Source organism: Dokdonia pacifica (assembly GCF_900188275.1).
Taxonomy (GTDB): domain Bacteria; phylum Bacteroidota; class Bacteroidia; order Flavobacteriales; family Flavobacteriaceae; genus Dokdonia; species Dokdonia pacifica.
In genome coordinates this window covers 89168-111710 of record NZ_FZNY01000005.1, presented here as the reverse complement: position 1 = coordinate 111710, position 22543 = coordinate 89168, and the positions used below count along the sequence as shown (strand labels likewise).

The following is a 22543-nucleotide window of genomic DNA, read 5'->3' as shown; positions in this document are numbered from 1 at the left end:
TCATTTTAATTTGAAAATCCTTTTTCCCATTCACTTCCTTTAAGGGTGCTACTATAGACCCATTTTTGTCCAAATGTCCATATTCCCATGGTGAAATCTTCTTTTATATCTGATGCGTCAACTCGCCATTCTTCATTGTGATTTGGAGCGCCAAGTAATGCGATGGCGCTATCATGCAATCCTTCCATAGAAGCGTAGGTAATAATAATTTGATAGAGTAGTGGACGTTCTGATTTTGTAAACAGGTAGGTGTATGAAACAATAGTATCAGTTGTAGAGGGTTCAGAGGCTTCTATTTTAAAAGCTGAAGTAGTATCCAGTGTTAGTGTTTCTTTCTTTTTTCTTTTTAATTTTTCTAATGGCATTCCTAAATAGACTCCTCTCTTTTTGAGTTCTTTGGGAAAATATTGTTGTTGTTTGCCTTTAGAAATAGTAAGAGAAGAAGATTCGTTTGGTATGTATAAAAAGGTAAACAGCCCTAACCATATTAAAAATAAATGCTTCATAATCAGATTTCAATATACATAAAAATACACCATCATAATCTGGGTTAAATAAAAAGGCCTCAACACTACTTTTGTATTAAGGCCTTTTCTATTTGTTTATGGTTTATGAATTACATAATAATTCCTCCACAGCTTATGCGTTTTCCGGCAGCTCCACTAGGCTGTGATGTTAAATCATCTGTTCCTTGGTGTACAATAATCGCTTTTCCAATAATGTCTTTCTTTTCATCACCACATCCGATACACCACTCATCTGTAGAAAATGTTTTTTGACCATTTCCATTTGCATCTGCTTCAAAGTTTCCAATATCTCCTTTGTGATATCCTTCTGCTGCTCCCCATGCTCCATGTGGTTGTGCTGTAGGATTCCAGTGCCCTCCTGTTGATTTTCCATCATCAGATGAACAATCTGCTTTAGCGTGAATATGAATAGCGTGGGTACCTTCTGATAAGCCGTGTATAGCAGCAATCATTTTTACAGTACCATTAGATTCTTCAAAAAGAACGCTTCCAGTAGCTTTACTATCACTTTTAGATTCTAAAGCTAATTTTAATTTCTTTACTTCAACTTCTTCCTCAACCTTTTTTACTTCTTTTTCAACTTCTTTCACTACCTCTTTTTCGGTAGTTTTAGTATCATTTTTACAGCTTGCAAATAAAGCCATAGCGATCATAGCAGTAGCTATATATTTTGTTTTCATGCGATTTTTTTTGAAATTAATGGTTCGGTTAAAAAATAGACTCTAATATACAGGTTTTTCTATTGATCCCAAAGGATCATATTAGATAGGTTTGATTAATTCTCGCGGGTCAGTAATTCCTCGTTTTAAGTTTTCAAAAATTACTAATGCCTTATCTACTTGTGTTTGTTCTGTTTTAAAACGCTTTACATAATAGATAAGTCCTCTTTTTCTTCCATCAGTAAGGTTCTTAAAATAGGATAAACCTTCTGGGTCACTTTCCATTACTGCTTTCATAGCTTCAGGAATTTCAACACCGTATTCTGTAGTATTTTCAACAAGTTGAAATTCAAAAAAATCTGTTGGAAAGACTCCTAATTCTTTTTGATAGCGTTTCCCAAAACTAATAAGGTATTGTCCTTGGTATTTATGTATGGCTCCATGAAAGTCAATACTATGATCTTTGAAAAATGCTTTCACCTGTACTCGTTTTTGACCAGCTTCTAAGAATACTATGGCATGTTCTTCTGGAATAGAAACCCCATGAGTTCCTGAAATGTGTACTGGGAATTTCGGAGTTTTAGTGGCCATAACGATTACTTACATTTCACTTCCAAAGAAGATTGCATTCATGAGCAGTTTATTAGTTCCATACCAAAAGGCTCTAAAATTGGTATTATCCGTAAATAAGATAATCTCTCCTCTTCCTGATCCTTGATGTACAAATGGTCTTGTTTCAGAAATTGCTTTTAAGTTGATTTTACTGATATATCCAGATTGCAATGGGTTTTTAGTATACTGAATTGGATTTCTGTAGCTCGTAGAATCTGGTTTTATAAAAATGGTTGTATTTCTAAACATAGAAATGCGATCATCTTCATATCCAAAATTTACAGGATGTGAACGATCTTGCTTTGCTTCAAAAATAGCACCTCCTATTACTTGCGCTCCATTAAAATCACCGCGTTGTTCAAAACTGATATTATTTGCAGGATTTTTAGTTTTTTCAAAACTAATGTTAAGCATTTTGTTTCTTTCTAACCAGTTTGCTGCATTACGATATCCTATAAGTGTACCACCATTTCTTACCCAAGTTTTTAGTTTTTCAGTTTTTGGTTTATCTAATGAGTTACCGTAAGATGCTGGTACAATGATGTCTGTATAACGACTTAAGTCTGCTCTATTTAGATTATCTACATCAAGTTTGGTGATTTTCATATCATAACGCGTGTCAAATAGGTGCCATATTTCTCCAGCATCATATGGATTCATTCTTCCACTTACTAAGATGGCTACTTTTGCAGGTTCTAAAGCTCTAAACTGGTTACTTCCTAAATCAATTCCTTCTGTAAGACCTGTTCCAACGGCAGTAATATCTACAGCAGTTTCTTTAGAAACATCACTTAAGAAAGCTGCAAGTTCTTGGGCATTCATTTTTTGATTTTGTACTGGAATTAGGATGGTACCGTAATCATATGAATTACCTTCTAAGCTAAATTGTTTCATACCTACTTTAGCACGTAACCCTGCATTTAGAATCTTGTTAAGTGCTTTTGGAGTATAGTATTCATGCCATTCCATTAAATACCCATACGTACTTCTGCTTACTGCATTTGGAGTACGCTTTTGCAATTCTTGAATGGCAGGTCCTGCATTAGAAGTAGACGCATTTTCAGTAATATTTAGTCCAAATGCTAGCGGAAATGACCAAGCAGAGATATCATAAAATAAACTGTCTTGAAACTTTGTTCGTTTTTCAAACATTGCTTTGATTAGCCTGCTCTGACGTTGGTTTTTTGGCACGATGTAACTGTAGCCTTTTTTGTATTCTTTTCCGCTTTCGCGAAAGCTATTACTCACTTCATGAATTTCAACTTTGTGTCTTTTCAATATTTCTGCAAGGTGGTAGGCACTAGCGGCATCTTTTTCACTTCCAAATGCATATGCTCCTCCTTTAGATTCGCTTCGCGCTTTATTAAAGAAATCTTTTTGATAGTCTAATAATTCTGTACGCATTCCTTGAGCAGCTTCTAGTGTAGATAGAATAGCTGTAAATTGATTTCTAATGGTAAATGGGAACTCTAATAAACCATTATCAGTTTCTTGTGCATGACCTCTAGAACTTGCTTGTTCAAACAAAATTCCAATACCTCCATTGATATCTGGAAAGGTAGAACCTTTACCATAGTAAAAGTCATCAAAACTCTCTTCTGTATAATACAGACTTCCTATTTTGTCTAATGCTTTTGCATGATAGTTTCCAATCTTTTTTGTGAGTTCTTGATTCAATTTTGGTGTTAGTGGGTGTGTGCGTGATTGTATTCCTGGCTGAAAAAAGAAAGTAGCATTACTTCCCATTTCGTGATGATCTGTTAAGATATTAGGATACCAATGATGAAATGTTTTAATACGTGCTCTAGATTCTGGTAACTGTACAGGTAACCAATCACGATTCATGTCAAACCAATAGTGATTGGTACGGCCTCCAGGCCAAACCTCACTATATTCACGGTCTTGAGGGTCTGCATTGATATTGATACTCTTATTTGTATTTGCCCAATAGGCAAAACGCTGTAAGCCATCAGGATTAAATGACGGATCAAATAATATGACAGTATTTTCTAGTAAGGCATCTATTTTTGCTCCTTGCGCTGCAGCCAAATAGTAAGCAGCAACTAAACCAGCGTTTGCACCAGATGGTTCATTACCATGTATAGATAGACCTTGATATACTACAATAGGCATATTTGAAGTACTGAGTGATGCACTTCCGCTTTCCGTAAGTTTTACATGTTCTTTACGTATATCTTCAATACGGTTATGATTAGCAGGTGATGTAATGGTAAGTAATAAAATAGGTCTTCCTTCAAAGGTTGTTCCTCTGTTTTCTATAGTAATACGATCACTAGCAGCTGCTAATGTGCGCATATATTCAGATAATTTGTCATGACTTACATGCCATTCTCCAGGTACAAATCCAATCACGCTTTCTGGTGTAGGAATTGCTTTGTTATATGAAACATCTTGTGGTAAATAGTAAGACATATCTACTTTGCCAGTTTGAGCAAAGGATGAAGTAATTGTTAAAAAAAGAAAAACGTAAAGTAAACGCATGACGTATTTGGTTTGTTATTAGTGAGTTATCTGTTTGGTTTATTCCAGAGACGTTAAAAATAAGCTAAAATTTCCTGTGTATACTAAAGTTTAGAATGCTTTTAACAAGTATATTATCAATAAAAAAGATATTGACACTTTTAAATAAAAAAGCTCATCAATTTCTGATGAGCTTTTCATTTTATACATTAAGAGATATCTATTATATATCTTCAAAATTTACATTAGTAAAGCTTTCTGCATTAGGCGCATCTGCTTCATCTGTAGTTCCGTCATTATCTTCTACTGCTTCGGGACGTTGATAATTAGTCTGATGACGATCACTTATAACTTCTTCTCCTTTTTCTTGAAGAATGTAGGTAGTCATCTCCTCTAAAATATCTGTAAATCCAGAAAAATCTTCTTTGTAAAGATAAATTTTGTGTTTTTTGAAGTGAAATGAACCATCATCATTTGTAAACTTCTTACTTTCAGTAATGGTTAAGTAATAGTCTCCTGCTTTTGTAGAGCGCACATCAAAAAAATATGTTCTTCTACCAGCTCTTAATACTTTTGAGAAAATTTCTTCATTATCCCTCGAATCATAATCACCCATAGTCAATTTGTAGTTTTAGTTTTTAGTAATTCCTAGCTCAAAAATGATAAAAAAAAGAATGTCGCCCAATTTTTTTTTACATTTCTTTCTCATCTAGCTGTTTTAAATATAATTCTTTATAATATCCTTCTTCTTTTATAAGCTGATTATGAGTGCCTTGTTGCGTTATTTGTCCTTCATTAAGAATTATAATTTGATCTGCATTTTTTGCAGATGAAATTCTATGACTTACAATTATCGTGGTTGTATTTTTACTTGTTTGATCAAGATTTTCTAAAATTTGCTCTTCAGTTTCTGTATCTACAGCACTTAATGAATCGTCTAATAAAATTAATTTTGGCTTACTTATGAGTGCTCTAGCAATAGATACTCGTTGTTTTTGACCACCAGATAATGTAATCCCTCTTTCTCCTAAAATAGTATCATATCCTTCTTTAAATTCGGCGATGTTTTGATGTACTACAGCAGCCTTTGCATAAGAAATTACTTCTTCATCGGTAGCATTTGGAGCTCCAAATTTGATATTTTCTTTAATACTGTCGGAAAATAAAAAAGCATCCTGCGGTACATATCCTATAGATGCACGCAAATTATCTAGATTAAGATCTTGAATAGGGGTATTGTCAATACGAATTTCTCCAGATGTCACTTCATACAATCTTCCAATAAGCTCAAGAATAGTAGATTTTCCAGAACCTGTACGTCCTATAATAGCTAGTGTTTGCCCTTTTTGAATAGAGAAAGATACATTTTTAAGCGCTGTAATATTCGTATCTTCATACGTGAAACTTACATTGTCAAATGTAATCTCTCCTTGAATAGGGGTTTTCGTCTCTATAGTATTTTGAATTTCAGGCTCAATCTTCAAAAATTCATTTATTCTTATTTGCGATGCTTCTGCCGCTTTGATAATAGATGTAACCCATCCTACAGTTGCTACTGGCCATGTAAGCATATTTACAAACATGATAAACTCTATTAATGTTTCAAGTTTTATTTGATCATTGATATATTGATTTCCTCCAATGTAGATTACCAATAGGTTACTAGAACCAATTAATCCGATCATTAAAGGGAAGAAGAATGCCTGTACTTTTACTAAATCTAAGTTTTTATTTTTACTATCGTCACTTAGTTTTGTAAATCCTTGCTGGGTGTATCCTTCTAAAGTGTAGGCTTTAATCACGGATATGCCGCTAAAAGATTCTTGTGTAAATGTGGTGAGTTTTGATAAATATTCTTGAACAATGGTACTCCTTTTATGAATCTCCCTACTTAATTTATAAATCGCAATAGATAATATTGGTAATGGAATAAGGGTATATAGCGTCAAACTAGTGGCTGTAGTATACATATAAGGTATCACTGTGGCAAAAAGCACTAAGGCAGTAAGCATATACATAATAGCAGGTCCTATGTACATACGAACCTTTCCTACATCTTCACTGATCCGATTCATTAAATCTCCAGTTCTATTTTTTTTATAGAACCCTAACGATAATCTTTGGTATTGTGCATATATATCATCTTTCAAATCTGCTTCAATATATCGAGAAACAACAATGATAAGTTGTCGCATTAAGAAAGTAAAAAAACCAGAAAGAAAAACAGCACCTAATAATAAGAGTAAATAGTATTGAAGATCATTTTCAAATTGAGTAGTTGTAATCTCAGTTTTTAGGTATGCTTCAATCACTTTTACAGATTTCCCAACAAGTGTGACTACTGTAACTGCAAAAAAACGAGCAGCAATGATGGTAAAAATACCAATAATAAGCCTCCATTTATAACGTAAAAAGTAGTGGTTTAAAGATTTAAGGGCTTTCATGTATGGATAGGCTATACTTATTTTATTAACAAATTCTCATTTTAACGTCAATTTTGCATTAACAAATTGAACTATTCGTTATTTTTGCACGATCTTTTTAGTAAAAAGATAAAATATTCATTTTATACATATAGTTATGACTGCAGATATACTTACACCTCAAGAACTAAAAAAAGCAGATCCAGTGTTTGGACAGCTTTCTTTCAATGATCACGAACAAATTGTTTTTTGCAATGACAAAGATACAGGTTTAAAAGCAATCATTGGGATTCATAATACAGTTCTAGGACCTGCTCTTGGAGGTACACGTATGTGGAATTATGCAACTGAGTGGGATGCTCTTAATGACGTACTTCGTCTCTCTAGAGGAATGTCTTTTAAAAGTGCTATTACAGGCCTTAACTTAGGAGGTGGAAAAGCAGTTATTATAGGAGATGCTAAAACTCAAAAAACACCAGAACTAATGAAGCGTTTTGGAGAGTTTGTACATTCTCTTAGTGGAAAATATATTACTGCAGAAGATGTAGGAATGGAAACAGCAGATATGGATCTAGTACGTGAAGTAACTCCTTATGTAACTGGAATTTCTGAGAGTAAAGGAGGCGCTGGAAATCCATCACCTATAACAGCCTATGGAGTTTTTATGGGGATGAAAGCTGCTTCAAAATATGCTTATGGATCAGATAATCTAGAAGGACGTACGGTGCTTGTACAAGGTATTGGGCATGTAGGAGAAGTACTTGTAGAGCATATCACTAATGAAGGAGGAAAAGTAATTATAAGTGATATTAATGAAGCACGTTTAGAAGAAGTAAGTGCTAAATATGGAGCAGAAATTTATAGAGGAGATGATGTTTATAATACCCCAGTAGATATCTATGCGCCATGTGCACTAGGAGCTACTATTAATGATCATACAATCCAAAAATTACAAGCAAAAGTTATTGCGGGAGCAGCAAACAACCAACTTGCAGATGAAAATCTTCACGGTGCTTTATTACAGAAACAAGGCATTGTATATGCTCCAGATTTCTTAATTAATGCAGGAGGTATTATTAATGTATATGCAGAGCTTGAAAATTACGGTAAACAAGAGATCATGCGTAAGACAGAAAATATTTATGATACTACATTAGAAATCTTGCGTACTGCCGAAACTAGTCACATTACAACACATCAAGCTGCACTTAAAATTGCAGTAGAACGTATTGAGGCTCGTAAAAATGAAAATAAGTAGGTATACTACTATTAAAAATATGTATTTTCGCAGGGATTTTATCAAAAAAAGGTAAAATCCCTTTTTTAATTTATTTAAAAGAAAAAAGTTCTTTGTAGCTATGCTTAATAGAAGACACATTCGAGTGAAGGTGATGCAAACCATTTATGCAATGGGATGCAAGGAGAATAACAATCTCCAAGTAGAAGGTAAATTTGTAAACGAAAGTATAGCACAGGTATATAACCTGTATCTTTTGATGCTAGATATGATGGTGGAGGTACACGCTTTCGCGAAAGCGCACTCAGAAAAACTATCTAAAAAAATCCTTGCTACCGAAGAAGAGAAGAATCCAAACCAAAAATTTATTACCAATGAAGTTCTTGTAAAACTAAGTGAAAATGCTTTGTTACAGGACGAACTAGATAAGCGCAAATTGAAAAATTGGCGCATGGATGATGAGTATGTAGCTGTCATATTTAATGAACTCATCGCAAGTGATCTTTATGAGAAATACATGAATGATCCTACAACTGATTTTAAAAGTGCAAAAGATTTTATTATACAATGGTATACAGAGTTAATCGCACCAAACGATAAGCTGTACGATTATATAGAAGACAGCAGGTTAACGTGGTTGGATGACCTTCCTATTGTAAATATGACTGTTTTAAAACGATTACAAAAAGTAAAACCAAATTCGCCAGAAAGTCTATTTCTTCCTAGTTTATTTAAAAATGAAGATGATAAACGATTTAGTATAGAATTATTGGAACAAACTTTTGGTAACAACGCATTTTTAAGCGCAGAGATAGAAAAGAATACACCAAATTGGGATAAAGAACGTATCGCCGATGTAGACTTTGTACTTATTAAAATGGCATTATGTGAATTTTTAAAATTTCCATCCATTCCAGTCAAAGCTACTATTAATGAATATCTAGAAATTGCCAAAGAATATTCTACTCCTAAAAGTAGTATATTCATTAATGGAATATTAGATAAGTTGGTTAAAGAATACGAAAAAACCAATAAATTTAAGAAAGAAGGAAGAGGACTAAAGTAATTATTTTAATAAAATTAGAATTTAAATTATTGATATTTAGTGACTTAATTTGTTTTTTGCTTCAATATTTAATAGAATCATAAACTAATTATCTTAACTTTAGTTTATAAGTATTTTTAGTACTTTTGTGGTTGAACTATATTAATTAAAATTATAAAATAATGAAAAAAGGTATTCTAGTATTAGGTGTACTAACTGCTATGATCTTTACATCTTGTAAAGAAGATGCAACAAGTAAAGTAAAAGAAGACAATGTAGAAGTAGCTGCAGCACGTGATGCTCAAGCAACTGAATTCCCTGTAATGACTTTTGATGAGTCTGAATACGATTTTGGTACTATAGACAAAGGAAACCCAGTAGAGCATAAATTTACTTTTACAAATACAGGAAAAGCTCCTTTAGTAATTGTTGATGCTAAGAGTTCTTGTGGATGTACAGTTCCTGAGTATTCTAAAAATCCAGTTGCACCAGGAGAAAAAGGTGAGTTATTAGTAAAGTATAACGCTAGTGGTACAAACGCAATTACTAAAACAATTACGATTAAAGCTAATACAGAAAAAGGAACAGAAACTTTACGTATTAAAGCTTTTGTAAATGCGCCAAACGCTGGAGTTAGTAAATAATATATGAGCACTGAATTATTAGGACCCATCTTGCTATTTGCGGTATTTATTATATTTTTTATAGTACTACCTCAACAGAAAAAAAATAAGCAAGAAAAGGCTTTTGATAAAGCCCTAAAAAAAGGTGATAAAGTAATTACCAAAAGTGGTTTACACGGGAAAGTTCTAGAATTAAATGACACTACGTTTGTCTTAGAAACTGGAGCTGGAAAAATGAAATTTGAAAGATCTGCTATTTCTATAGAAATGAGTAGCAAGTTAAATACCCCTGTAGTCTCAAAAAAATAAGTATACTTTACTCAACATAAAAAAAGAGCTATCTGTCACAGATAGCTCTTTTTTTGTGCTATAAAATTATATTTATATTAAGATTTTGATTATTTATTTAAAATATTGGTTTTAAGCGTATTGTGTAAATTTTTTATGTTTTTGGTGTTTTATTCAAAATATAATTATGTATTTTGTCGGTATTTAATGCTTTTTGTCGATATTTTTTTGAAAAAAATATGTATTTTTAGCCAGTTAAACTTTACATACCTCTATATCATTTTAGTATTAGGTATAGATTTATATAATTTAAATCAAATCATTTTTTTTAAACCTCCCCCTAAACTCTAAAACTAACTTAATTATGAATAAAAAAATACTAACCATTTCAGTTATTCTTCTTGGGATATTTTGTTTTCTGTTTTTTTATGATGGAGAGACGGAATCTAGACCAGAAGTCAATAAGAAAACTCAGGAAGAGGCATTGACATCTTTAGAAGAAAAGAAGAAAGAAAAGAAGTCTCTAGAAGAAAAAAGACGTACCATCGAGCAGAGAGCTCAGTTTGAGTTTGATATGCAAAAAAATCCTGCAACCGGATTAATACCAAGAGAAGAAAAAGCATTAGAGCTAGAAGCTGCAATGAGGGAAAAATCTAATAGTTTGTCTGGAAGTTCAGATTCAAGAGCTTTTACAATTCCTTATGAATCAAGAGGACCTTCTAATTTAGGAGGACGTACAAGAGCATTAGCGGTAGACCTCAGTGACAATACAGGAAATACAATGCTTGCAGGTGGTGTAAGTAGTGGAATGTTTAGAACTACAGATGGAGGAGCGTCTTGGACAAAAGTATCTGCAAATGATGAGATCCATAATGTGACTGCTATTGCGCAAGACCCTAGGGTAGGATTTCAAAACATCTGGTACTATGGAACGGGAGAAGTTTTTGGGAATAGTGCTTCTTTAGGAGATGCCTTTTATTTAGGACAGGGAATTTGGAGGTCTACAGATAGTGGACAAACTTGGACTCAAATACCTGGAACAGATTCAACTTTTGAAGTATTTGATTCTAATTTTGATATTATTAATTCGTTAGCTGTACATCCAACTACAGGAGATTTATTTGTTGCAGCGATTCAAGGGATATTCAGATATGATGGAACTAACTTTAATTTAGAAGTAAATGCATCTTCTGCTCAAGAAACAGATGTTAAAATTACTTCTACAGGTAGAGTATTTGCTTCTGTAGGAGGAATTAATAGTGCTCAAAACGGAGTGTATACTTCGCCAACAGGAACAGGAAGTTATACACGCATTGCGCAGAATGGATCACCAACAGGATGGGCCTCTACTGGAAGAGTTGTTTTAGGAATAGCTCCTTCAGATACAGATGTAGTGTATGCACTTTATAATAACGGACAAACAACAAGTCTACCACCTATTCAAATAGAGGCAGATTTATGGCGCTATGATTTAGGAACAGACACATGGACAGATTTCTCAGGAAAACTTCCTGACGAACCAGGAGGAGATTTAGGGGGTAATGATCCTTTCTCTATACAACAAGGATATGATCTAGAAGTAAGTGTAAAACCCGATGATGCTGATTTTGTCGTTATAGGAGGAACAAATGCTTATAGAATAAGTGATATAGTTACAGGTTCTACTTTTGAACGTATAGGAGGATATATTAGTAATACTAGTTTTGCTTCGTATGGATCTGGAGATGCAGCTGCCAATGATGGAGATACTCACCATCCAGATATTCATGATCTAGTTTTTAGTCCTTTTAATGCAAACACATTACTTTCAGGAACTGATGGTGGTGTACACACGACAGATGCCACTTCAGGTACGGTTCGTTGGACTACACTTAATAATAACTATCAAACCTATCAATACTATCACGTGGGGATGGATCCTTTAGCAGGAACAGATTTTGTGATAGGAGGTGCACAGGATAATGGTACGTCACTTGGTGGTGCAGCAGCTCTTACAGGTGTAGGTAGTAGTACAGAACATCTTGACTTTTTTGGAGGAGATGGTGTTTCAGCTGCGATAGGAAGAACTGGTAACGGAGCTCTTAATTTAAATGATATTCAATTATATTTTGGCGCACAAGGAGGAGATATGTTTACATTTAGAAACTCTGGTGCTTTTTTTGCAAATGTTAGACCTACAGGAACAACTAGTAGTATTTTTGTGACATACTTTTACCTTGATCCAGATACCAATACATTGTATTATGCAGATGGTACTACTATTTATAGAGCGCTTAATGCTGCTACGGTTACTTCAACAGTTTCTTCAGCTTCATGGGTTGACATAGGAAGCTTATCTACGAGTCAAAATATACGTAGTATGGCCTCTACAAGAGGAACATATACTACAAGTAGTTTTACTTTGATAGGTGGACAAAATGGCGGTGTATTTAAACACGTAAACCCTCGTAATACAGATTTAAATACAGCGGTTAATATTACTCCTTCTGGTGCTTCTACTGCAGCAAATTCAGTAGTGAGTGGTGTTGCAATCCATCCTACAAATCCTGATATAGGAATGGTAGTATATTCAAACTATGGAATAAATAATATTTATATAACTTCAAATCTTACAGCTGCAAATCCTACATGGACGCTTGCAGAACGTAACTTGTCAGTACATTCTATACGATCTGCAGCCATTACAGATGCAGACGGTGAAACTAGATATTTTGTAGGTACAGCAAGAGGGTTGTACTCAAGTACAAATCCTGCGACAACAGATTGGACATTAGAATCTCCAGACCAAGTAGCGCTTGCCATAGTGAGTAGTTTGGTATATCGTCCAGATGATGGTGTAATGCTTATAGGAACACATGGTAACGGAATGTATCAAGTAAATTTAGATTCTTGTCCTACGACTACAACATATACAACTGCAGGTGGATGGGATAATGGAGCTCCTACAGCATCTGTAAGAGCGATTATAGCTGATGATTATGATACAGCAGATATGGGACTAGGTGATATTACAGCATGTACACTAACTATTAATGCAGGAGCTACACTGACTGTAGAAGATGGTAATTTTGTAAGTGTATTAAATGATGTTACCGTAAATGGTACCTTAGATATTTCTAATGAAGGTAGTCTGGTTCAAGTAAATGAAGCTGCAGAAACTTTTAATAATGGAACGATTACTGTTGAGAAAATTACACCGGTTATAGATGATCGTAATTATGTAGCCATGAGTAGTCCTGTCACTGCAGAAGCAAGAGATAGAGTTTATGGGAACTCAAGAGCTGTCTTTAGTATTATACCTAGTAACTTTGTACCTTTTGATATTGATCTCATGGCATTTCCAGAGTTTGCAGGTGCAGAAAACTTCTTAGATGATGATAATGATTACTTATTACCAGTAACAGGAAGTACCGCATTGCCAGCCGCAGGTATAGGGCAGTTAGTGTTCCCTCAACCAGCACCTAATGTTGGTGATGGTTCTTATACACTTACGTATACACAAGATGCCATGAATCCTGGCACGTTAAATTCAGGAACCATTACAGTACCTATTAATTATAATGGCCCTGCCACTGTAAATAATTATAATCTATTAGGAAACCCATATGCATCAGCCATAGATGTTACTGCTTTTATTAATGCAAATGATGCTGTTTCTGCGGTTTATTATTGGGATCATATTACCAATCCAAACTCAACCTTACCAGGACCAGGAACTAGTAATTTCTCTATGAATGATATTTCTATCAGAAATGCTATGATGGGAACTGCAGCGGTAAATATGGGAGGACCAATAGCACCTGGACAGTTTATGTCTTCTGCACAAGGATTTGGTATTAAAGCATTACAATCTGAAGCAGCCAGTAATACACCTGTTGTATTTACAAATAGCATGAGAGTTACTGGAAACAATGATGGCTTTAGAAGTAATGAAAGTATTTCTAATACTGATAAGCTTTGGTTAAACTTAACTACTTCTGCCTATGAGAATGCTACATCGCAAATTGGAATAGGATTTACAGAAGATGCTACAGCAGGTTATGATGATGGATATGATACACAACGATTAGGAACATTTATCTCCTTATTTACAAACTTAGAAGGAGAGTATTTAGCAATACAAGGACGTGAAGCATTTAATACACAAATGGAACTAAGTGTAGGTTTTTCAACGACAGTAGACACTGAAGAAACATATACTATTAGTATAGATCATTTAGAAGGTGTTGGACTTGAAAATGCGCCTGTATATATCATAGATAATACACTTAATACCATAACAAACCTTAAAGATGCCCCATATACATTTACAGCATCAAAAGGAATCCAACCAGATCGCTTTATTGTTGTATTTGAAGAGAGAGAAGTATTAAGTACAGAAGAAGTGGTTATTGAGAGTAATGAAATTTCAATATTCCCTAACCCAGCTTCTTCAGAAATTACATTAGGATATACTGGAAACAAACAATTAGAGAGTGCAACTATTATTAATGTGAACGGTCAAATAGTAAAACAATTAGACCTTACTAATTTTAATCAATCACAACAAATCTCTATAAATGACCTTTCTAAAGGGGTATATTTTATGCAGATAGTAAGTGAAGATCAAACTATTGTAAAGAAACTAATCGTAAGATAACTTCAATAATTTTATATAGTAGGAAAGCCCCTTCATATAGGGGCTTTTTTTTATGTAAAAATGTAATCTCTTTGTAATCAATTTTATAAATAGGTGTTTTTACGTATATATTCTACTTTTATTTCTCATAATTTTCAAGAATATATTTAACAAATCATTTACAGAAAATGTATCGCTATACTATGTTAACAGTTATAGCGGTATAATCAACCCAAAATTATAGTAGTAATCGTAGGTTATAATACGCTATAAAGTTATTCTAATATACTCGTGGAAAAAAGTGAATATATCCTCATTGGAAGTGATATCTCTTCTTCTTTGGCTTCTATCATAAGAAGTTTAAAAGGATTTAGTCATTACTCATTTATCACGGCAACGAGAATACCAGACTGTATACATATATCAAAATCGTTATCTCCAACGTTACTTATTTTTTACTTTAGAAATACACAAGATTTAATCCATACTTTATATAAATATAAAGACCTAAAGTCAATTCCGATACTATGCCTTACGCGATCGCATACAACAATAGATGTACAGGATATAGATATGATACTATTTACACAATCCTACGAATCGGCAATAAGAGATCATCTTTTAAATACTAATGTAAAGAGCATTCTTAATTTAGCTCTTAAGATTAAAAAGAATACTACTACACATAGGGCTCCAAAAATACATCAAACTAGTTTTGTACATGAAAATAAAAATTTAGCAAGGTATATTATGGAATTAGATCAGAAAGCAACTACACTTTCTAAGATTAAGGACCGTATTCAAGATATATACCCCGATGTAGATCATCCAGTAAGAACAAAACTAATGTCTATTGTAAACACAATAAAACTAAATATAAAAGACACAAAACATTGGGAAGATTTTAAATTATACTTTGAAAATATAAGTCCTCAATTTTTGAAAAAATTATCAAGTAAGTTTCCAGATCTCACCAATAAAGATTTAAAATATTGCTGCTATTTAAAAATGAATATGTCTAATGAAGATATTACTCATGTGTTAGGAATTAATCAAGAAAGTGTGCGTACACATAAGTATCGTTTAAAAAAGAAAATGACTTTATCAAAAAATCAAGATTTACGCCTTTATTTACGTTCTTTTTCAAATTAGTTACTAGCTAGTTATCTGATTTTCCCATAAGTATACTAAATTATTTTTTTGCTCTAGAAGTGTTTGTCTACGATTTGTCTACGGCTTATATCATAATCTATACTTGTGTATATAAAACGTATACGCATTAAATAGCTTCTATCTGTTTAGTATTCATAGTTTTATGCTGGTTGTTTTATAGTATGTATATACAACTTGAAAGCATAATTATATGATACACGAAGCATTTCAATATACACAGTCTGTTTTTAATCAGTTTATTAAAAATAAATTTGGTGTAGATGAAGATAAAGTAGTCATCAATACTATTGTAGATCAAAGTGGTGCAATACCTGTAGGAAATCAAAATAAAATTATTCTTTCCTTAATACATGTAGATCAAGAAACGGTAAAATCATTTTATGCTAAAAATCAAAAGTTATCAGATGGTAATTATGTTGCAACACCACCATCAGAACGATACAATATATTTTTGTTAGTCACCTCTTACTTTGATGATTATAATGAAACTTTAAAGTTTTTGAATGCATCTATAGAGTTTTTTCAAGAGCATCAAATATTAGATGCTTCTACAAACTCTGATATTCCCAAAGGGCTTCAAAAATTAGATTTTGATTTTCAAAAAGGAGGAGATTATATGCAAATGCATAACTTATGGAGCGCATTAGGTGCAAAATACCAACCGTCTGTTATTTATAAAATGCGATTAATAACGATTGCATCTACAGGTATAGATGAGTTTGTCCCTAAGATTACTAACATTTCAAATCATTCTACTCCATGACATCACATTTTTCCTTATTGTTTTCTATAACCATTGAGCATACGTATTATGCAGATGGGATATGCCAAGATTTAGTGTATATGCCGTCTTTAGCGACCCAACGTTTAATGAATAAATATGGTTTACTTCTTCAAAAAACACCTCTTGGTTTTTCATTTTATGCTACAACAGATCAAACAATAAAAGACTTTTTAGATTACCTAACCACTACAGATAATGAAACATCATTTACATTTGATGTAACCTCTTTAGACCCATATTTTACTGTTTTTACAAGCTATCCTATTTCGAAAACTGGCATATTCTCTTTTAATAGTTCAGAGGTTTCCAGTGAAGGAGAAGTGTCTGTTTTAAATGCAAAATTCACCCCTGTAAATACCGCTACAATTTCTTTTTCAATTACTATAGGGTATGATGCTATTATACGCTTTCGCGAAAGCGGAAACAACCCTGATTACAAAATCAAATTTGATGCTCAGAAAACGCAATGGCGTTATTATATCATTAATAAGAGCAATCTACATTTTGAAAAACTAGAAATACAAAGTGATTCCGATATTCAATTTGAAGGGCCTACAGAAGTGACATTGCCAAATAATGAAAAAGCACTTTTGTTTTCTTCTGGAACTCTAAAATTACCAATAAGTAGAAAAGTCATCCATAGATTTAATCTGATAGGTACTACAACCAACTTAGGAAACCCGCGTACACAAACTATTATAAATGGATTACCTATTGCAAGTACTACTGTCGAAACATATACAGAAGGCGATATAACTCAGCTTGCATCGCCTTTATACATATATATATAACTAAAACAAATATCAATGTAACAACAATGTTCTATGAATTTATCAACTATTAAATCTCCAGGGGTTTATATCAATGAGATTAATGCTTTTCCAAATGCGGTTGTGCCTATTGCAACAGCTGTACCGGCATTTATTGGATATACACCACAAGCTATGTACGAAGGGAAATCGTATACGAATGTACCCACAAAGATTACGTCATTCGCAGATTTTGAGACTATATTTTGTTATCCAAATCCAGCACCACCAGCAGATGCTGCAAAGCAATATAAACCACAGTATTACTTAGTAAAACAAGATAGTAAACCTGAAAAAGGGGATTATCTCATGATTGCTGGAGACTATTACTCTATAGTTCCAGACCCAAACTCTATTTATTATCTCTATAATAGTGTGAAGTTGTTTTATAATAATGGAGGAGGAGATGCCTATATTGTTTCTGTAGGAACGTATGGACCTCTTTCTGGAACACCAATGGCCCCAGGGGATCAAATTGTAAATCCTAATGTACAGGTAAATGATCTTACAAATGGGTTGGGCTATTTAAAGAATGAGCAAGAACCTACCATGTATATCTGCCCAGAAGCGACTTTATTATCTGTAGATAATAATGCGGCTTTAATGCAAGAAATGTTATTGCAAAGTTCTACGATGCAAACAGCCGTAAGCATATTTGATGTTATAGGAGGACGTAATCCAGATCCTATTAAATATATGGATGATATTACTGCATTTAGAAATGGTACAGGGTCTAATGGCTTAGATTATGGAACTTCTTATTATCCTTTTATAGGAACGACCATTATGCAGGGAAGTGATATAGATTACACTAATTTATTTGGAGGTGATCTCAAGCAATTAGAACCCTTATTGAGTCCCGCTTCAAGTCCTAATGAGGTGGTAAAAACAATTATTTCCAATATAGAAAATCCTCCGGGAGATCCGCTTACCGTGAGTCAGTATAATAATTCGTTAATCACAGCAAGTCCAGAGTATAGTATGATTATTAATACAGTACTGGCAGATGCCAATATATTACCTCCTAGTGGCGGTATGGCTGGAGTGATTACCAAGACTGATAATGAAGTAGGACCTTGGCAAGCACCTGCCAACACATCTATTGTAGGTGCTGTAGGATTACCTATTAAATTATCTGAAGCGCAACAAGGCGATCTTAATGTAGATGCTATTTCAGGAAAAGCTATTAATGCTATTCGGTTTTTTAATGGTTTAGGAATATTAGTATGGGGAGCAAGAACACTAGATGCCAATAGTTTGGACTGGAGATACCTATCTGTACGAAGAACAATGAACTTCCTAGAACAGTCGTGTAAACTCGCTGCAAATGCATATGTATTTGAACCTAATACAAAGAATACCTGGGAAGCAGTAAAAGCTATGATAGGTGGGTTCTTGAATGATATCTGGAAACAAGGAGGACTTCAAGGTGCTAGTGCTGCAGATGCTTTTTCTGTAGAGTGCGGTCTTGGAACAACAATGACTTCTGAAGATATCCTAAAAGGGTTTATGAATGTAACTATTAAAGTAGCTGTTGTACGTCCTGCAGAATTTATTGTATTGACATTCCAGCAACAAATGGCTAAATCTAGTTAGAATGGTTCTAGCCCAATTTAATTTTAAAACATATTTATTAATTAATATAAAAACATATAATTATGGCAGATGATGGAAGCGCACAAGGCGCAACGTGGCCCATGCCAAAGTTTCGATTTGAAGTAGATTTAGGAGATGAATTAAAAGGAGTTGCATTTCAGGAAGTGTCTGGAATGGATGTCGAAAATCAAATCATTGAATATCGCAAGAGTAATAGCCCTCTTTTTTCAACAGAAAAAATGCCTGGTATTGCCAAATATGGAAATGTCACTATGAAACGTGGTGTTTTTGTAAATGATAATAAATTCTGGGATTGGCATGCAGAAATAAAGATGAATACCATTAAAAGAAGAACAGTTCTTATAAAACTATTGGATGAGTCTGGAGAGGTAACAATGCAATGGCAACTCAATAATGCATGGCCAACAAAGATTTCTAGTACAGATTTAAAATCTGACGGGAATGAAGTTGCTATAGATACGATAGAAATTGCCCATGAAGAACTTGTAATAACAAATGGAGGATAATCAAAAATCTAAAGAGGAAAAGGTAGGTAAATACCCTGTAGGGTTTTACTTTTCTGTTTCGCTTGGAGATGAACTTAATGTTGATTTTCAAGAAGTGTCTGGTATCTCTAAAGAACTAAATGTAGAAGATATTGTAGGAGGTGGTGAAAACCAATATAAATATAGACTTCCTACAGGGTCTTCTAGTAAGAATTTAGTGCTTAAAAGAGCGTTGGTTTTAGATACATCGTCCTTGTTAACATGGTGTGTTGATAGTATAGATGGAGGATTATCAAAACCTATTACTACAAAAGATATATCTGTTAATTTATTAGACAAGAATGGTATAGTGTCTATGAAATGGGTTTTTTATAAAGCATATCCAGTGAAGTATTCGGTTTCTGATCTTAAGTCACAGCAAAGTGAAATTCTTATAGAATCCATAGAACTAGCATATACTTATTTTACTATTTCTCCGGTAAGTTAATGCCTTAATTTATAATAGTATGCCTATAGAAATAAGAGAACTTATTATTAAAACAGAAGTAAGGACAACCATAGATTCTACCATAGAAAATGATAAAAAAACAGAAGATTTTATGGCTATGAAACTAGAATTACTAGAGTCTTGTAAACGTATGATTTCTGATTTAAATAAGAAGACACACTTTAATAGATAGTATACGTCATGGGATTAAAATATTTAAAAATGACTCCATATAGTGATGGGAGTTTTATGAATCCTACTGCTGGAATAAATCCATACACAGTAATGATTAATCCCAAGTCTATTAAATGGAATAGAAAGATCACTTACAGTAATAAACAACCATTAGATTCTAGTACTTCTTCTCAAAAGTATAGGAGTACGCCTAGTATAGAATTGAACTTTGATATTATTATAGATTGTACAGGTGTTGTAGATAGGAGTCGTCTAGATATGATAAAAGAAATAAAAGATCTAGAAACGGTTGTTTATACTTATCAAGGTAAAATCCATAGGCCTAATTATGTGAGAATTCAATGGGGGCAAGGGCAAATATTTGATAGTGTACTTAAAACATTTAATACTGAGTATACACTATTTAAACCTAATGGGGATCCATTAAGAGCCAAAGTGTCTTTAAGTTTTGGTGAATATATAGCTCCAAAAAAGGCAAAGAAGAAAGAAAAGAAAACATCACCAGATATAACACATCTTGTCGATGTAGAGGAAGGGGAGAATTTACCTCAACTATCAAATAAAATTTGGGATACTCCATACTATTATGTTCAGGTAGCTCAATATAATGATCTTAATAAATTTAGAAATCTAAGAGGAGGGCTGGAATTAATTTTTCCTCCAATAATAAAACCCGAATGAGTGCATCTACAAACATACCCTTTGGTGGCTTAGCTACATTTTCAATCAAAGTTTCAGGAAAAGCTATTTCTGATGAATTATTGATAGAAAGTATTACTGTTGAGAAATATCTCAATAGGATATCTAAAGCTTCTATTATAATATTAGATGGACAGGTAGATATTGGTACGTTTCCAGTAAGTTCTTCAAATACATTTGTTCCAGGTAATAAAATCACGATTGAAGCCGGCTATGAGTCTAAAAATGACACCATTTTTAAAGGAATAGTTACAAAACAAAGCCTTAGAATAGATGAAACAAAAGGAACGATACTCGAAGTAGAATGTAGGGATGAGGCTATAAAAATGATTGTTGGGAGAAAAAGCGAAGTTTTCCTTAAAAAGAAGGATAGTGATATTATAAGTTCAATTATCAAAAATTATTCAGGCTTATCTTCTAGTGTAACAGCAACTTCTATCGTTTGGGAAGAGCAAGTACAATATTATACTACAGATTGGGACTTCATGTTAGCTAGAGCAGAAGCAAATGGAATGATAGTTACTACTCTTGATGGAAAGATAGCTGTCTTTCCTCCTACAAAAGACACAAAGCCTGTATTAGAGATAGAGTATGGGAATAATCTCATGGAGTTTAATGCAGACCTGAATGCAATTACACAATTATCTAATGTAAAAGCAATTGGATGGGATTATAAAACACAAAAGAAAGCAATAGGACAAGCTTCAAATAGTTATGCAGGAGCTGGAAATATTTCTTCAAAAAAATTATCAGAGGTGGTAGGGCTTTCAGAATATGACTTGCAAAGCTCAACACCTATAGAAGCTAAATCCTTAACAGATTGGTCAAAGGCACAATTGGTTAAAAGTAGTTACTCCAAAATTCAAGGAGAAATGAAGTTTCAAGGCACAGAAGTAGTTGAGCCCGGAAAGTATATTACGTTAGATGGATTAGGGGAGCGTTTTAATGGTGATCATTTAGTTTCTGGAATTGTACACACAATCTCTAATGGAGATTGGATAACAGAAGCTTCTATAGGACTTTCTACTGTATGGTTTACAGAAGAACCAGATGTAATGGCTCCTCCAGCTTCAGGATTATTACCAGGAGCTCAAGGTTTGTTTAATGCAACTGTAAAAAAGATTGATGAAGATCCAGATAATCAATATCGAATCTTAGTTGAAATTCCTCTATTTGATAAGAAAGGAGAAGGAATATGGGCACGATTGACTAATTTTTATTCTACAAATGGAGCAGGTGTCTTTTTTCTTCCGGAAGTAGGTGATGAGGTAGTAGTAGGTTTCTTAAATGAAGATCCTCGATATCCAATTATACTTGGAAGTGTATATAGTAATACAAAACATAAGCCATTTAAAGGACTAACTCCGAATAAGAAAAATAGTAAAAAAGCTATTGTGTCAAATTCAAAAATCTTTATTGAATTTGATGATGAAAATAAAATTTTCACGATTGAGACACCTCATAAAAACACCATTATTATAAGTGATAAAGACAAAAAAATTACAGTTAAAGATGAAAGCAATAACAGTATAGTTATGTCTTCATCTGGTATTGATATAAAGAGTCCTAAAAATATAAATATAGAAGCAAATCAAAAAGTAACTATAAAAGGAAAACAAGGTGTAAATATAGAATCCTCACCTGGTGATGTGACTGTAAAAGGAACTAATGTAAAACTTACGGCAAGTGCACAACTTAATGCAAAGGCAAGTATGTCTGCGCAAATTAACGGAGGTATGAATACAACCATAAAAGGTGCCATGGTAATGATTAATTAAAAA

General features: G+C 33.4%; 20 protein-coding genes. 14 read left to right on the top strand and 6 right to left on the bottom strand.

The genetic code is table 11. From position 1 onward, the window contains the following. Positions 1–5: 5 nt before the first annotated feature. The 6 genes from CHB80_RS15235 to CHB80_RS15210 form a co-directional block, all read right to left on the bottom strand. Positions 6–506, bottom strand: coding sequence for a hypothetical protein (locus CHB80_RS15235; RefSeq protein ID WP_089372361.1), 501 nt, complete (start codon positions 504–506; stop codon positions 6–8). A 110-nt stretch (positions 507–616) separates the two neighbouring features. Then, entirely contained in the window at positions 617–1207 is a 591-nt protein-coding gene (locus tag CHB80_RS15230; protein ID WP_089372360.1) for a superoxide dismutase family protein, read from the bottom strand. Positions 1208–1288: 81 nt separating this feature from the next. Further along, the gene (locus CHB80_RS15225) at positions 1289–1777 is read right to left on the bottom strand and encodes a YdeI/OmpD-associated family protein (protein ID WP_089372359.1); all 489 of its coding nucleotides are present in this window, start codon (positions 1775–1777) and stop codon (positions 1289–1291) included. 9 nt (positions 1778–1786) lie between these two features. Then, complete coding sequence (locus CHB80_RS15220; protein ID WP_089372358.1) at positions 1787–4300, bottom strand: M14 family zinc carboxypeptidase; 2514 nt, start codon at positions 4298–4300, stop codon at positions 1787–1789. A 202-nt stretch (positions 4301–4502) separates the two neighbouring features. Beyond that, positions 4503–4895: a PUR family DNA/RNA-binding protein gene (locus CHB80_RS15215; protein WP_089372357.1), complete on the bottom strand. Its 393-nt coding sequence runs from the start codon at positions 4893–4895 to the stop codon at positions 4503–4505. Between the two features lie 76 nt (positions 4896–4971). Further along, positions 4972–6723 (bottom strand): ABC transporter ATP-binding protein, encoded by a 1752-nt coding sequence (locus CHB80_RS15210; protein ID WP_089372356.1) that lies wholly within the window; start codon positions 6721–6723, stop codon positions 4972–4974. A 136-nt stretch (positions 6724–6859) separates the two neighbouring features. Between CHB80_RS15210 and CHB80_RS15205 the strand changes: the two genes are divergently transcribed. From CHB80_RS15205 to vgrG, 14 genes are all read left to right on the top strand, one after another. Then, complete coding sequence (locus CHB80_RS15205; RefSeq protein WP_089372355.1) at positions 6860–7960, top strand: Glu/Leu/Phe/Val family dehydrogenase; 1101 nt, start codon at positions 6860–6862, stop codon at positions 7958–7960. Between the two features lie 100 nt (positions 7961–8060). Continuing rightward, the gene (locus CHB80_RS15200; protein ID WP_089372354.1) at positions 8061–9005 is read left to right on the top strand and encodes a transcription antitermination protein NusB; all 945 of its coding nucleotides are present in this window, start codon (positions 8061–8063) and stop codon (positions 9003–9005) included. Between the two features lie 161 nt (positions 9006–9166). Further along, entirely contained in the window at positions 9167–9628 is a 462-nt protein-coding gene (locus CHB80_RS15195) for a DUF1573 domain-containing protein (protein WP_089372353.1), read from the top strand. Positions 9629–9631: 3 nt separating this feature from the next. Then, a complete protein-coding gene (gene yajC / locus CHB80_RS15190) occupies positions 9632–9916 on the top strand; it encodes a preprotein translocase subunit YajC (RefSeq protein WP_089372352.1) in 285 nt (94 codons plus the stop codon). 343 nt (positions 9917–10259) lie between these two features. Then, a complete protein-coding gene (locus CHB80_RS15185; protein ID WP_089372351.1) occupies positions 10260–14534 on the top strand; it encodes a T9SS type A sorting domain-containing protein in 4275 nt (1424 codons plus the stop codon). A 270-nt stretch (positions 14535–14804) separates the two neighbouring features. After that, positions 14805–15665, top strand: a complete 861-nt coding sequence (locus tag CHB80_RS15180) for a helix-turn-helix transcriptional regulator (RefSeq protein ID WP_089372350.1) — start codon at positions 14805–14807, stop codon at positions 15663–15665. 211 nt (positions 15666–15876) lie between these two features. Then, a complete protein-coding gene (locus CHB80_RS15175; RefSeq protein ID WP_089372349.1) occupies positions 15877–16449 on the top strand; it encodes a DUF4255 domain-containing protein in 573 nt (190 codons plus the stop codon). Beyond that, on the top strand, positions 16446–17261 hold the full coding sequence (locus CHB80_RS15170; RefSeq protein WP_089372348.1) for a hypothetical protein: 816 nt from the start codon (positions 16446–16448) through the stop codon (positions 17259–17261). Before CHB80_RS15175 ends, CHB80_RS15170 begins: the two co-directional genes overlap by 4 nt. A gap of 33 nt (positions 17262–17294) precedes the next feature. Continuing rightward, entirely contained in the window at positions 17295–18875 is a 1581-nt protein-coding gene (locus CHB80_RS15165; RefSeq protein WP_089372347.1) for a phage tail sheath family protein, read from the top strand. A gap of 62 nt (positions 18876–18937) precedes the next feature. Then, complete coding sequence (locus CHB80_RS15160) at positions 18938–19402, top strand: phage tail protein (RefSeq protein ID WP_089372346.1); 465 nt, start codon at positions 18938–18940, stop codon at positions 19400–19402. Beyond that, entirely contained in the window at positions 19392–19868 is a 477-nt protein-coding gene (locus CHB80_RS15155) for a phage tail protein (RefSeq protein ID WP_089372345.1), read from the top strand. The genes CHB80_RS15160 and CHB80_RS15155 overlap by 11 nt, the downstream gene beginning before the upstream one ends. Before the next feature lie 19 nt (positions 19869–19887). Further along, positions 19888–20061: a DUF5908 family protein gene (locus CHB80_RS24705; RefSeq protein ID WP_179218185.1), complete on the top strand. Its 174-nt coding sequence runs from the start codon at positions 19888–19890 to the stop codon at positions 20059–20061. 8 nt (positions 20062–20069) lie between these two features. Beyond that, positions 20070–20744: a CIS tube protein gene (locus CHB80_RS15150; RefSeq protein ID WP_089372344.1), complete on the top strand. Its 675-nt coding sequence runs from the start codon at positions 20070–20072 to the stop codon at positions 20742–20744. Further along, the gene (gene vgrG, locus CHB80_RS15145; RefSeq protein ID WP_089372343.1) at positions 20741–22540 is read left to right on the top strand and encodes a type VI secretion system tip protein VgrG; all 1800 of its coding nucleotides are present in this window, start codon (positions 20741–20743) and stop codon (positions 22538–22540) included. Before CHB80_RS15150 ends, vgrG begins: the two co-directional genes overlap by 4 nt. The last annotated feature ends 3 nt before the right edge of the window (positions 22541–22543 follow it).